Here is a 14,025-nt window from a genome sequence, read left to right as displayed (position 1 = left end):
CAATTGATGCAGTAATCGTGCAGCAAACGGAGATGCGCACGGCGCGCATCTCCGCGAGTTCTCCCGCATGAACTTCGCCATGTGCGGATCATGCATCGCTTCGAGGAAACACATCATGTCGACTCCCTCCGTTCCCGCTCACAGCCACCGCCGGTTCGCGGATCATCTGCCGACGCTTGCAGAAGCGGGCCCGTTGATCGCACTCGTGATCGCGTGCATCTTCTTCATCTCGCAGAGCAACCGCTTTCTATCGTTCCAGAACCTGTCGCTGATCCTTCAACAAACGATGGTGGTCGCCGTCATCGCGATCGGCCAGACACTGATCGTGCTGACGGGCGGCATCGATCTGTCGTGCGGGATGGTGATGGCGCTCGGCTCGATCGTGATGACCAAGTTCGCCGTCGTGATGGGCGTGCCGCCCGTGATCGCGATCCTATGCGGCGTCGGCGCGAGCACGCTGTTCGGCCTGCTCAATGGCGTGCTCATCACGCGCATCAAGCTGCCCGCGTTCATCGTCACCTTGGGCACGCTGAATATCGCATTCGCCGTCACGCAGATCTATTCGAACGCAGAGAGCGTATCGAATCTCCCCGACGCGATCATGTTCTTCGGCAACACGTTCAATCTCGGACCGGCAACCGTCACGTACGGCACCGTGCTCACGCTGCTGATGTATCTCGCGACGTGGTTCGTGCTGCGCGAGACCGTGCCCGGCCGGCATCTCTACGCACTCGGCAACAACCCCGAAGCCGCGCGTTTGATGGGTCTTTCCGCACAACGCATCCTGATCACCGTCTACACGCTGTCGGGTGCGATCTACGGTATCGCCGCGCTGCTGGCCGTGTCGCGTACCGGCGTCGGCGATCCGCAAGCGGGCCAGACGGAAAACCTCGACAGCATCACGGCTGTCGTGCTGGGCGGCACGAGCCTGTTCGGCGGACGCGGTTCGATTGCAGGCACGCTACTGGGCGCATTGATCGTCGGCGTGTTCCGCAATGGCTTGACGTTGATGGGTGTGTCGTCGGTGTACCAGGTGCTGATCACCGGCATTCTCGTGATTCTCGCAGTCGCCGCCGACAAGCTGTCGCGCCGTGGCGCACGTTGATTCGATATCTGAAGGAGCCTGTCATGTCGACATCCCCCTCTTCCGCCAACGGCAAGACCGCTGTTCTGCAAGCACGTGGACTGATCAAGCGCTACGGCCAGGTCACCGCACTCGACGGCTGCGACTTCGAAGTAATGCCGGGCGAAATCATGGCCGTGATCGGCGACAACGGCGCGGGCAAGTCGTCGCTGATCAAGGCGCTGTCCGGCGCGCTGGTCCCCGATGAAGGCGATCTGCTGCTCGACGGCAAGCCCGTCAAGTTCCGCAGCCCGATCGATGCACGCCAGCAAGGCATCGAAACCGTCTATCAGGATCTCGCCGTTGCGCCCGCGATGAGCATCGCGGAGAACCTGTTCCTCGCACGCGAACTCGTGAAGCCGGGCTGGCGCGGCAAGATCTTCAAGATCATCGACAAGCGCCGCATGCTCGATGAAGCGACCAACGCGATGAAGGACTTGCAGATCGGCATCCGTTCGATGCGTCAGGCCGTCGAAACGCTCTCGGGCGGTCAACGCCAGGGCGTCGCGGTGGCGCGCAGCGCGGCGTTCGCGCGGCACGTCGTGATTCTCGACGAACCGACGGCGGCGCTCGGCGTGAAGGAAGGCAACATGGTGCTCGAACTGATCCGGCGTGTGCGCGATCGCGGCTTGCCCGTCATTCTGATCAGCCACAACATGCCGCACGTGTTCGAGATCGCGGACCGCATTCATATTCAGCGGCTCGGCAGGCGTGCGGCGCTCGTGAACAAGAACGACATCCACATGTCGGATGCCGTTGCGATCATGACGGGCGCGAAGCAGGCCGATGTGCGAGCGATCGCGTGATGCATGAGCACCACTAGCCAGAATACGTCGATGGATACGGGTACTCGTTCACCGCTCAAACGCACGGTCGGTTCGAACCAGGTCGGCATGCGGCAGTTCAACGAACGCATCGTGCTGCAGGCGATCCGTTTGCATGGACCTTTGCCGAAGGCCGACGTGGGACGGCTCACGCGCCTGTCGATGCAGACCGTGTCGATGATCGTCGAGCGGCTGATCGACGACGGCCTGCTGGAGAAACAGGCGCGCGTACGCGGACGCATCGGGCAGCCTTCCGTGCCCATCGCGTTGCGTGCGGAAGGCGCGTACACAATCGGCGTGAAGGTCGGGCGGCGCAGTCTCGACGTGCTCGCGATGGATTTTCTTGGTCGCGTGTGTTGTCGTGAAGTGCAGGAGTACGCGTATCCCGATCCGCGCACGCTGTTTGCGTCGCTCGACAGCAAGCTCGCGCGCATCAACGATGCGCTCGGCGCGCGGCGCGAGAAAGTGGTCGGCATGGGCGTTGCCGCGCCGCTGTGGCTTGGCGGCTGGCGCGATTTTCTGGGCGCGCCGCCCGAAGCGCTGGATGCATGGAACGACATCGACATTCGCGCTCGCATCGCTTCGATGACGGGCTTGCCCATCGAGTTCGCGAAAGACACGACGGCCGCGTGTGCCGCCGAACTCGTGATGGGCCAGGGGCGGGGCATCCACAACTTTCTGTATCTGTTCGTCGGCACGTTCATCGGTGGTGGGCTGGTGATCGATGGGCGCCTGCATGGCGGGCCGCACGACAACGCGGGTGCGGTCGGCTCGATTCCGATCATGAGCGGCAACGCGCGGCAGCCTGCTCGACAGTTGCTGCATGCGGCGTCGGGCTTCGTGCTCGAGAAGCTGTTCGTCGATGCAGGGGCGCCGGCTGCCGCGGCGCATGATCATCGGGCGTTGTCGGCTGATTTGTGGCGGCTTACCGAGCAATGGCTCGATACTGCTTGTCCTGCCATTGCCGGCGCGTTGACTAATGCTGCTGCTTTGCTTGATCTTGAGGCCGTCGTTATTGACGGCGAAGTTGATCGCCAGCTCGTGCGCGAGATTATTCGTCGCACCGAGCGGGTGCTCGATTCTTTTGAGTGGGAAGGGATTGTCAGGCCTCAGTTGCTCGAAGGCACCATTGGTGCCGATGCCCGCGCGATGGGCGGCGCGATTTTGCCTTTATATGCGCACTTTGCGCCTGTGCATGAGCTTTTTTTGAAGCCTGCCGAGGGTGTTGTCGTTTGAGGTTTTTTTGTTGTCTGCGACGCTAGTCGCCATTCCTGGGCTTTTTTGTTGTCTGCGACGCTAGTCGCTGTTTTTGACTTTGGTTGGGGGTTTTTTCGCTGGCATCCGCGCTTTGCTTCTGGTTTGCAGGCGTTGCCCCTGTGCGGGGCAGCACCTACTTTTCTTTGCAGCGGCAAAGAAAAGTAGGCAAAAGAAAGCCGCTCACACCGCTAGCCCACTTGATTGCCCAGGAGCCCCAACGTCCCCGTCCTTCGCGCGGCAACGTGCTATTCCATGCCCGTTGCCAGCGTGCTAACCGCATGCATCACCCTCTTCACACGTCCGCGTCACTAACTGCCTTAGCAACCGTCCACCGCCGCCCAGGTGGCAAACTGTGTGTAGGCCGTCGCGCTGGAAGTGCACCACTCCGGACCGAAAAGCGGATCGGTGTCGTAGAATCGCCAACGCATGCGATGCGACAAGCTACACACAGTTTGCCACCTGGGCGGCGGTGGACTTTCTGGCAACGCGGAGCGTGACGCCGGAGTGGGAAGTGGGTGAGGCGTGCAGTTAGCACGCTGGCAACGCGCATGAAATAGCGCGATGCCGTCTGGAGCGCGGGACCCGTTGGGGGCCCGCAGGCAGGAACAAGCACTGGCGGGGTTAGCCCGCTTTCTTTGCTTACTTTCTTTGCGGCGGCAAAGAAAGTAAGTGCCGCCCCGCACAGGGGCAACGCATGAACTACCACTACGAAAGCGCGGATGCCAGCGCTGGAAACCGCGGATGCCAGCGAAAAAAAGGCGCTCGCCAGCAAAAAACCTACCTAGCCGCAGTGTAACTGCCACCCTGATCGGAATCTCGATCCAGCAACGGCTGCAACTCAGCAGCCATCGACTTCAGCAATTGCACTGCAAGTGCACTGGTAAAGTCATACCGCTTGGCATAAGGCTCATGCACGACGGCAGTCAAAGTACCAAAAAACCGATCGCCAATAGCAAAAACAAACGTCGCCGTACGATTAACCTTCCGCGACTCGATCAGACGCCGCCCCTTGGCGTAAATATTGAGCCGCTGATCCCCAGTCCCCGTCTTGCCATAAACCTCGAGCGTCGTCCCGTTCGGAAACGTCATCCCACCAGCAAGGCGCTTAGCCGTCCCCCCAGCAACGACATCGCGCATCATGGTCTGCGCGACCCGCGCAATCTCCGGCGAAATGGCCTCGCTCGGCTGCGGCGTTGCGCGCACGAAGCGCGTTTCATATGGCGTGCCCTTCGCGAACTCAAGCTCGCTCAAGCTCTGCGTCGGCGCCTGATTCCCCTTGTTCGCAATCACACCGATCAACTGCGCCAGCGCCGCCGGCCGATCCCCCGATGCTCCAATCGCAGCCGCATACGAAGGCGTCAAATGCGCAAACGGATAGCCAAGCGCCTGCCACGATTTGCCGATCGCGTCATACGCATGCTGCTCGACCATACGGCGAATGCGACGATCTTGAGTGGCGTGATAGCGCGTCTTGAAGAGCCACTTGTACGATTCGGCGCGCACGTCGTGGCTTGCCTCCATTACATCGTTCGCGCTTGCCTCAGGATGCTCCCGCAGATAATCGACAAGCCACAGTTCCAGCGGATGAACACTCGAAATGTACGCGCGGTCGTTCAGGTTGAATTTGTCGATCGCGTACTTCGCATAAAGCTCCGCGAGCGCATCGTCGGGTGGATTCGCTTTCGGCGTGTTCTTCAGCGCCGCACGCATCTGCTCGTTGAACCACGCCTGCGGTGCATCGGGCCGCACGCTGCGCAAGACGGTCGCTACTTTCGGCGGCGACTTGCGCACGCCATGCAGAAGAACGGCAAGCATCTCGTCCTGCGTCTTGCCGTGATACTTCGTGTAGAAGCGGTTCATGTATACGCGGCTTTCCTGATCGGCGAAGCGCGTCAGGTACATCTTGCGCGTGTCGGGATCGCTGAGCCATTGCGACGACGGGCCCGACGTCTTGATCGTCTCGTAGTGGACGATGTCGCGCATGAGCCGCACGAACACCAGATTCACCGAATGCTGAAAAGCCTGATGCACGGTGAGAATGCGCGAATTCTCGTCGGCTTCGAAGTTCGTGAAGGTCTGCGCGCCGCCGCCCGTGAAGAACGTTTCGCCCGCATTGGCCGAATACTTGCGCTCCACCGACGCATCGAGCATCGCCGGAAGCGAGCGGTCGTTCGTGTGCATGAAATAATCGACGGCCCAGCGCGTCAACGCGTCTTCGCGCTCGGGCTTCACCGCGCGCAGTTCATCGACGCTCATTTGACCATAGTGCGCATGCAGTTCCGACATGATCTGCAGATACGTGATGATCGTGCGCAGCTTCGCCGTCGAACCGAGATTCAGGCGTGCGCCCGAGTTGATATCGAACGGGCGGTTCACGCTGTCCGTCTGCACGCGCAACAGGTTTGCGCCGTCGCGCTTTTCGAACAGCGTGAAGCTGAAGGCGATCTTCGACGGATCGTCCTTCGGCTGCAGCATGTTGAAGCCGTACAGTCCCGCTGCCTGCGCGCCGTCCTTCGTCGTGGCAGCAGCGAGGCGATCGCTGATGGCCTGCTGAACCTTGTTGTTCATCGTCGACGTGACGCGAACGTCGAGCCGGTCGAGATCGTACAGATTCGACACGCCAAGCGACGACAGCAGATGCGTGCGCAACGACGTCACCGCCTTGCGTTCGATGAACGAGCCCTCGGGCGTCGCGAGCTTCGAGCGTGTCAGCACGAGCTGTTGCGCGAGCGCTGCATCGCGCAGTTGCGGCGTGATCACGCCGTTCGTCGCGAAGATCCGCAGATAGCTTTCCGTCAGAGCATTGAGTTCATCGTTCTTGCGCAGCAGGAAATGCGACGGGCCGCGTTGCGCGATCATCAGCGACAGCACCTGACGGAACGCAAGCCCCTGCTCGGGGAGATTCTCGGGCGTCGGCGGCGCTTTCAGCACACGGTTAACTTCGGCGAAATCGCGGCCGTACCAGGCAGTGAGTCCGTCACCGATGCCGTTCACTTCGCCGATACCCGGCTGCGCTGCAAGCGGCACCGAATTCAGATAGCGGACGACGATCTGCTGGCGCGCGGGCATCGTGCGCGGACCGTCCAGGTACGCGCGCACGGACGCCGACCCGATCTGCCGGAGCTTTTCCTTCGGTGTCGCGGTGCGGCCGCCGGGTGAATGGCGGAATTTCTCGATCTGCGTGGCGAGCGTGCTGCCGCCGGGCTGCGGCTGGCTATGGTTGAAAACCCGCAGCCCCTGATCCATCAGCGCGCGGCTGAAGCGCCCCCAGTCGATCGCGGGATTGCGGTTCGGCTCGTCGGTGTCGAGCAGATGGCGGTCTTCGATAAAGAGCAGCGCCGACACGACAAGAGGCGGCACCGCCTCGAAATCGTCATACACGCGCGCGGGATACTGCGAGCCGAACAGGCGCGTGCCCGTCGAGTCATACAGCGTCAGGCCCGCCTGATCCTTTTCTTCGTAGGGAATGAAAAGTCCGTCGTCGGCGAGCGACGCCATCCGTTCCGAATCGCGTGCCTGCGATGCCACCGAAAACCCGCGCTCTTTCAAACGCCGTTCGAATGCGGGTAGCAAGGCGTAGCCAAGGCGGATGTCGTACGGGCCGTCGGTGGGAAAGCGGATATTGTCGCTCGGGCCTTCCGACACGGTGAAGCCGACGTCGCGCGTGAGTTCGGACAGATAGCGCGCCTGCAATCGCGACGTGTCCATTTCGATCTGGATGAAACGCACGCCGAGCGCGACGGCAACGAGAAACGCGGCGAAAAAGAGCCACTTGAACCACTTCCAGACGGGCGTGGTGCCGATTGCGCGTAGCGGAAACCGTAGTGGCCGATTCATGGCGGCGTCTCCTTGCAGATGCCTAACCACATTCACGTCGACTGCTGTCAGTCTAGCGCGGAACGCGCGTTTGCGAGGGTCGGAATCGCCGGGACTTGCGCGGGTGAGTACGCCACGCAACACAGTCGTCACGGAGATACGACAAGCGCGCATTTTTTGCCGGACTGCAACGCGCAGTCCCGCGCAGCCGGGTAAAGCAGACCGCATTCGATGCCGATGCAACCTGCGGCGCACGCTTGCCGAACGTGAAACCACCCCTGAAATACCGGATACGACATGCAGGCGAAGTTGCGTAATATATCCGCGCCCCCGAAACACTACGCGCCTTTGTGCCAAACCGCATGCATAGCTACTACGAAGCGACCGTCGAGCGTCCCCTGCGCCCCGAACTAACCGGACAGCTGGGCGCGAACGTCTGCGTGGTCGGCGGCGGGCTGGCGGGCCTGTCGACGGCGCTCGGACTGGCCGAGCGCGGCGTGCGGGACGTCGTCGTGGTCGAAGCGAAGCAGGTCGGCTACGGCGCGTCGGGGCGCAACGGCGGCTTCGTGTTCGGCGGCTACAGCCTCGATTGCGCGGACCTGCTGCGGATTCTCGGGCCGGCGCGTGCCCGCGAACTCTACGCGCTGACCATCGACGCGGTCGATCTGATGCGCGCGCGGATCCAGCGTTACGCAATCGCCTGCGACGCGACCGACGCGGGCGTGATCCTCGCGAACTGGTTCGACGATCCGTCGCGGCTCGACAGCCAGCGCCGCCTGATGAAGGACGCCTTCGACGTCGAATGGGAACCGCTGGGCGCCGCCGAGCTGAGCGCGCGTCTGAAGACCACGCGTTATCACGGCGGACTCTTCGAGCGCAACGCATTTCACTTTCATCCATTGAAGTATGTACTCGGTGTCGCGCGTGCCGCCGAAGCGGCCGGCGTGCGGATCGTCGAGCAGTCGCCCGTCACGTCGCTGCGCCGCCAAGGCGCGGGGTTTGCGGTCGATACGGCGCACGGGACGGTCGACGCCCGGCACGTCGTGATGGCGGGCGGCGGCTATGCGCGCAACGTCTACCGGCGCGTCGAGCGCGCGGTGCTGCCGATCGCCACCTACGTGATGGCGACCGAGCCGCTCGGCGCGCGGCTGGCGGACGCGATCGACTGCCCTTCCGCCGTGTACGACACGCGCTTCGCCTTCGACTACTACCGGCCGCTGCCCGACACGCGCATCCTGTGGGGCGGTCGCATTTCGATTCTCGAACGCGAGCCCGAAGTCATTGCGCGGCTGTTACGCCGCGATCTGCTGAAGGTGTATCCGCAGTTGCGCGACGTGCGCATCGAGCATGCATGGGGTGGCCTGATGAGTTACGCGCGGCACAAGATGCCGCAGATCGGCCAGAGCGCGGACGGAGTCTGGTACGCGGTCGGCTTCGGCGGACATGGGATGGCGCCGACCACGGTATCGGGCGAACTGCTGGCGGCCGCCATCGCGGGCGAACGCCCCGTGCCCGACGCATTCGCATCGTTCGGTCTCACGCACACGTTCGGCGCGCTGGGGCTCGCCGCCGCGCAGCTGACCTACACGGCGATGCAGACACGCGACGCGCTCGCGGACCGTCCGCGGCGCCCGGACTGAACGGATTGCGCGGCACGCCTGAGAGGGCCCGGCGGCACGTCCGGACATGCCGCCAGGCCGCGCCGGCTGGCGATTTCGGCATGCTAGAATGAAACGTCATCGCCGCCGGAATACACAATGAAAAAGGGAAGCCGAGCAACCGTGCCCGAGCAAATCGAGACCCCGACCGAGACCTCCGAACCACGGCGCAAATACGATCCCGAAGAGACGAAGCGCAACATCCTCGAAGTAGCTACGCAGGAGTTTTCGTCGATGGGACTGACGGGCGCGCGTGTCGACGCGATCGCCGAGCGCACCAATACCACGAAGCGCATGCTGTACTACTACTTCGGCAGCAAGGAAGGGTTGTACGAGGCCGTGCTCGAAAAAGTGTATGGCGACATTCGCGCGCTCGAGCAGGATCTGAAGGTCAGCGACATGAGCCCGATGGATGGGCTGCGCAGTCTCGTCGAGTTTACGTTCGACTATCACGACAAGCATCGGGATTTCGTGCGTCTCGTGACGATCGAGAACATTCACGGCGCGAAGTATATCGAGCAGGTGAAGACTTTCAAGAATCGCAATGCGACGGTGATTCATACTATCGAAGATCTATTGACGCGAGGGGTCGCGTCGGGGGATTTTCGCGAGGATATCGATGCGATCGATCTCCATCTGCTCATTAGCTCATTGTGCTTTCATCGGATCGCGAATCGGCATACCTTCGGTACGGCGTTTGGGCGTGATCCGTCTCACATCAGGTTGAGGGCGCGGCATCGCGCTATGATTGTTGATGCTACTTTGAGGTTTGTTAAGAAGTAGTTTTTTTGTCTGCGACGCTAGTCGTCATTCTGGTTTTTTTTGCTGGCGGTGCCTTCCTGGTTCGGGTTTTTTGCGCTGGCATCCGCGCTATGTCTTTTGCGCTGGCATCCGCGCTATGTCTTTTGCGCTGGCATCCGCGCTATGTCTTTTGCGCCGGCATCCGCGCTATGTCTTTGGTTTGCTGGCGTTGCCCCTGTGCGGGGCGGCACCTACTTTTCTTTGCAGCGGCAAAGAAAAGTAGGCAAAAGAAAGCCGCTCACACCGCTAGCCCGTGTTCTTGCCTGCGGGCCCCCAGCAGGTCCCGCACTCCACACGGCAACACTTTGTTTTGCGCCCGTTGCCAGCGCCTCGAACAGACGCATCACCCACTCCAATCACCCGCAGGCAGCCAGCGGCAGCGACCCGTCCGCGCCGCCCAGGTGGCAAACTGTGTGTACCTTGTCGCGCCGTCTGCGTTGGCGATACTACGACACCGATCCGCTTTTCAGTCCGGAGTGATGCACTTCCATCGCGACAGCCTACACACAGTTTGCCACCTGGGCGGCGGCGGACGTTTGGTAACGCAATCCGTGACGCGAGAGTGAGAAGTGGGTGAGGCGTGCAGTTAGCACGCTGGCAACGCGCATGAAATAGCGCGATGCCGTCTGGAGCGCGGGACCCGTTGGGGGCCCGCAGGCAGGAACAAGCACTGGCGGGGTTAGCCCGCTTTCTTTGCTTACTTTCTTTGCGGCGGCAAAGAAAGTAAGTGCCGCCCCGCACAGGGGCAACGCATGAACTACCACTACGAAAGCGCGGATGCCAGCGCTGGAAACCGCGGATGCCAGCGAAAAAAAGGCGCTCGCCAGCAAAAAAACCAGAATGGCGACTAGCGTCGCAGACAAAAAAAAAAGCAAATCGCGTTATTGCTCTAACGCCTTCAACCTTGGTGCCAACGCCGACCCCATCAAAGCCTCCAGCGACATCGGCCGCGCCAGATGATACCCCTGCCCGTGGGCAGCACCAATCGTCCGCAATAACTCCAGCGTCGCCTGATCCTCGATGCCTTCGGCAACCACCGTCAACTCCAGCGACTCCGCCATCCGCACGATGGCCCTGACGATCGCCCTGCTCCGCGCACTCTGCGTCAGCTCGAACACAAACGACTTGTCGATCTTCAAGCCACTAAACCGATACTGATGCACATAACTCAACGACGAAAAACCCGTGCCGAAATCGTCGAGCACCACACTCATGCCGTTGTCAGCCAGACTTTGCATCGTATTGCGCGCAAGATCCGGCTCGGCAACGAGCGCACCCTCCGTCAGTTCCAGCGAGATGCGCGACGGATGCACGCCATAGCGCTTCAACAGTTCGAGCAACTCGTCCGCGAACTCGGGACGCGTGATGCTGTAACTCGACAGATTCACCTGCACGGCAGGCCAGTCGATATGCTCCGGCTGCGCCAGAATCTCGGCCACACGCGTCAGCATGTACATGTCGAGCCGGCCAATCAGCTTCAATCCCTCCACGGCAGGCAGAAAGCGACCCGGCGCCCAGACTTCCCCATTCGGCTGCTGCCAGCGAATCAACGCTTCCAGCGCGACCAGCTCGCCACTGGCGATATCGACGATAGGCTGGAAATACGGCACCAGCTCGTCGTCGCGCTTCAGCGCATTGCGCAGCGCGCCCTCCGTTTCGATCTGGTCCGACAGCTCGCGTCGCATCTGCTGGTTGAACACCGCGAAGCTGTCGCGCCCCCGGTTCTTCACGCGATACATCGCGGCATCGGCATCGCGCAGCAGATCGGCCGGCTCCCGGTGATGCGCGCTGTCCGCACTCACCACGCCGACGCTGCATGACGTGAACACCGTCTGCTCGCCAATGTTGAACGGCGTATCGAACGCCGCAAGAATGCGCTCCGCCAGCGACAACACCGTCTGCAGACTCGCCCCCGGCACGACGACAGCGAACTCGTCGCCGCCCAGTCGCGCAAGCAGATCGTCGCGTCGCAAACATTCGCGCAGACGCCCCGCCACTTCGACGAGCAACGCATCGCCGAACAGATGGCCGAGACTGTCGTTGACGACCTTGAAGCGATCGAGGTCGATGAACAGCACGGAAAGCGGCTCGCCACGTTTGCTGTAGCCAAGCCACGCGGCTGCCAGCCGCTCGTACAGATGCGAGCGGTTAGGCAAGCCCGTCAGCGCATCGTGATAGTTCTCGTGCAACAGCCGCGCATTGGCGGCATCGAGTTCCTGCGTGCGAACCAGCACGCGCGCTTCGAGTTCGAGATTCGCCGCATGCTGCGCTTCCGCAACGCGCCGCCGCGACAACGCCGTATCGATGTGGCGCGACACGAAGGTCAGCAGCTCCTGATCGCGCCTGTCGTAACGCACGCTCGACGAATAGCTCTGCACGACCAGTACGCCGCGCACCACGCTGCCGTCGAAGAGCGGCACGCCCAGCCACGAGCGCAAGCGGATGTTCTCGCTGTCCAGCTTGATCTCGCCTGATTCGACAAGGCGCACGGCAGCATTCGTATCGAGCAGACACGGCACGCGCTGACGAATCACATACTCGGTGAGACCGCGCTCGCGGCGGCGCGACGTCGGCACTTCGTGCTGCGTCTCGTCGATGTAATAGGGAAACGACACCTCCGCCGTCGCGGGATCGAACAGCGCGACGTAGAAGTTCTTCGCGTACAACAGCCCGCCGACGATCTCATGCAGGCTGCGAAAGAACGTGCCGATCTCGACGGACTGACTCGACAGCTCCGCGATTTCGAACAGCGCCGCCTGCAAATGCTGCGCACGCTCGCGCTCGGCAATCTCCGCGCGCAGCGTGTCGTTCAGGCGCGACAGCTCGGCCGTGCGGCGCGCCACCTCGGCCTCGAGCCCGACGCGATGCAAAATGCGGTCGAGCGCCATCGCCACGTGCCGCGCAACGACCAGAAACAGCGCACGGTCCTCGGCGCTGTAAATGCGCGACGCGTCGTACACCTGCATCGTCACCATGCCGAACACTTCGTCCGATGCGTTCTTCAGCGGTGCGCCCATCCAGAACTTCGGCCGATGCCCGACGCAATGAAAGCGGCCCGTCGCGGACGCTTCGATGATGCCCTTCTCGTCGATCAGCAGCGGCTGGCCCGTCGTCAGCACATAACCCGTCAGCGACAGCCGCTCCGGGTTGACCATGTCCATGTGATTCGTGTCGACGGCCTCAGTGTCGATCAGATCGATGTAATACGGATACGTGACAGCGCCCGTTTCGCGGTCGTAGAGCGCGAGATAGAAGTTTTCCGCGTCGATCAGTGTGCCGAGACGCTCGTGAATCGCCTGCAGGAATTCGCCGCGCTCGCTGATCGAGCTGGCGAGATACGCGATGTCGTACAGCACGCGCTGCACGTTTTGCGCACGCATCAGCGCGTCGGCCTGCATCTGTTCGCCGATCACGCGCGCCAGCGCGGCGAAAGCGGGGTCGGCCGCGCACGACACGGGTGCAAGCAGCCATCCGAGCGCGAGATCGCTGCGGCCCGTCGGCCATGCGAACCAGCCGTACTCGACGCAGGCGTCGTGCAGCATCGCGGGCACGATCGAGCGCGGCCAGTCGAACCGCGTTGCGCCTTCGCGCACGAGTTCGAGATGCTGGCCCGCCCGATACCACGCCCACGGCGCGCCGGCGGCCTCCACCGCGCGCGCCGCGTGGTCGATCGACTGCGCTTCCGTACCGTCTGCCGACAGATCGGCATTCCACATAAATCAGCCCCCGAGCCGTCTCATGATTGTTCTCACCCTCGACCTGTTATATCGACGTAAGCGAGAGCAAACTTAATGTATCTGGCCCGCAAAAAAAATACCTCGGCAGGGGCGAAAACGTTTGCCTGAAGATTTTCCCAACCCGGTTTTGCCCTGATTGCTGCGGAACGGCACTTGCTGTTTAGCTAAGGTTTGCGCCGTTCAGGCGATGCCTGGTTTCGCTTCGCTTGCGCGGCGCATCAGTTCGAGGAGCCAACATGCAAGCTCATACGAAGGGCGCCGTGCGTGCCGACGTTTTCAGGCTCGGCCCGCGCGACTGGGTGCCGAACAACGCGCACCTCCCCGTGATCCTGTATCGCGATGTGCTGGACGCCCAAGGCACCGGTGACAGCGACAAACTTGCCGAAACGTTCGAAGCGATGTTCAGCCGCAACGGCTGGCCGCCGAAATGGCGTAATGGCATTTTCGACTATCACCACTTTCATTCCTCGGCACATGAGGTGCTCGGTATCGCTGCGGGCGCGGCGGATGTGATCGTGGGCGGGCCGGGCGGCCGCGTCGTGCATCTCGAAGCGGGCGACGTGCTGCTGTTGCCGGCGGGCACGGGGCACTGCCTCGAATCGTCGAGCGGGCCGCTCGAAGTGGTCGGCGCCTATCCGCCGGGCCAGCAATGGGATATCCGGCGCGGCGCGTTGACGGAAGCGGAGCGGGCCGCGATGGAAGCTTTGCCGTTCCCCAAGAGCGACCCGGTGCGCGGCGCGCAGGGTCCGTTGCTGGACAACTGGCTGAAGCCAGTGTGATCTTTAGCGGCGCGCTATCAGGGCGTTGAT

Annotated in this window: 8 protein-coding genes; 6 read left to right on the top strand and 2 right to left on the bottom strand. The window is 62.3% G+C overall.

Annotated elements, in window-relative coordinates; translation table 11 throughout:
• Positions 1 to 115 precede the first annotated feature (115 nt).
• From G3N95_RS25885 to G3N95_RS25875, 3 genes are read left to right on the top strand one after another with little or no spacing between them, the layout of a single operon-like run.
• Positions 116 to 1,105 carry an ABC transporter permease gene (locus tag G3N95_RS25885; protein WP_205972926.1) on the top strand — a complete coding sequence of 330 codons (990 nt, stop codon included), beginning with the start codon at positions 116 to 118 and terminating at the stop codon, positions 1,103 to 1,105.
• A gap of 23 nt (positions 1,106 to 1,128) precedes the next feature.
• Positions 1,129 to 1,929 (top strand): ATP-binding cassette domain-containing protein, encoded by an 801-nt coding sequence (locus tag G3N95_RS25880; protein WP_205972925.1) that lies wholly within the window; start codon positions 1,129 to 1,131, stop codon positions 1,927 to 1,929.
• A 30-nt stretch (positions 1,930 to 1,959) separates the two neighbouring features.
• Positions 1,960 to 3,183 (top strand): ROK family transcriptional regulator, encoded by a 1,224-nt coding sequence (locus G3N95_RS25875; protein WP_205973010.1) that lies wholly within the window; start codon positions 1,960 to 1,962, stop codon positions 3,181 to 3,183.
• 798 nt (positions 3,184 to 3,981) lie between these two features.
• Here G3N95_RS25875 and G3N95_RS25870 read toward each other — a convergent pair.
• Entirely contained in the window at positions 3,982 to 7,041 is a 3,060-nt protein-coding gene (locus G3N95_RS25870) for a transglycosylase domain-containing protein (protein ID WP_205972924.1), read from the bottom strand.
• A 341-nt stretch (positions 7,042 to 7,382) separates the two neighbouring features.
• On the opposite strand from G3N95_RS25870, the gene G3N95_RS25865 reads away from it, so the two are divergent.
• Both G3N95_RS25865 and G3N95_RS25860 read left to right on the top strand, forming a co-directional pair.
• The gene (locus tag G3N95_RS25865; RefSeq protein ID WP_205972923.1) at positions 7,383 to 8,660 is read left to right on the top strand and encodes an FAD-binding oxidoreductase; all 1,278 of its coding nucleotides are present in this window, start codon (positions 7,383 to 7,385) and stop codon (positions 8,658 to 8,660) included.
• A 117-nt stretch (positions 8,661 to 8,777) separates the two neighbouring features.
• Complete coding sequence (locus G3N95_RS25860) at positions 8,778 to 9,461, top strand: TetR family transcriptional regulator (protein ID WP_205972922.1); 684 nt, start codon at positions 8,778 to 8,780, stop codon at positions 9,459 to 9,461.
• 899 nt (positions 9,462 to 10,360) lie between these two features.
• Here the strand turns inward: G3N95_RS25860 and G3N95_RS25855 are convergent.
• Entirely contained in the window at positions 10,361 to 13,195 is a 2,835-nt protein-coding gene (locus G3N95_RS25855) for an EAL domain-containing protein (RefSeq protein WP_205972921.1), read from the bottom strand.
• Positions 13,196 to 13,452: 257 nt separating this feature from the next.
• On the opposite strand from G3N95_RS25855, the gene G3N95_RS25850 reads away from it, so the two are divergent.
• A complete protein-coding gene (locus G3N95_RS25850; protein WP_205972920.1) occupies positions 13,453 to 13,995 on the top strand; it encodes a cupin domain-containing protein in 543 nt (180 codons plus the stop codon).
• Positions 13,996 to 14,025: the final 30 nt, after the last annotated feature.

Origin of the sequence: Paraburkholderia sp. Tr-20389, from assembly GCF_017104565.1 — a bacterium.
GTDB lineage: Bacteria > Pseudomonadota > Gammaproteobacteria > Burkholderiales > Burkholderiaceae > Paraburkholderia.
This window is presented reverse-complemented; position numbering and strand designations above follow the sequence as displayed.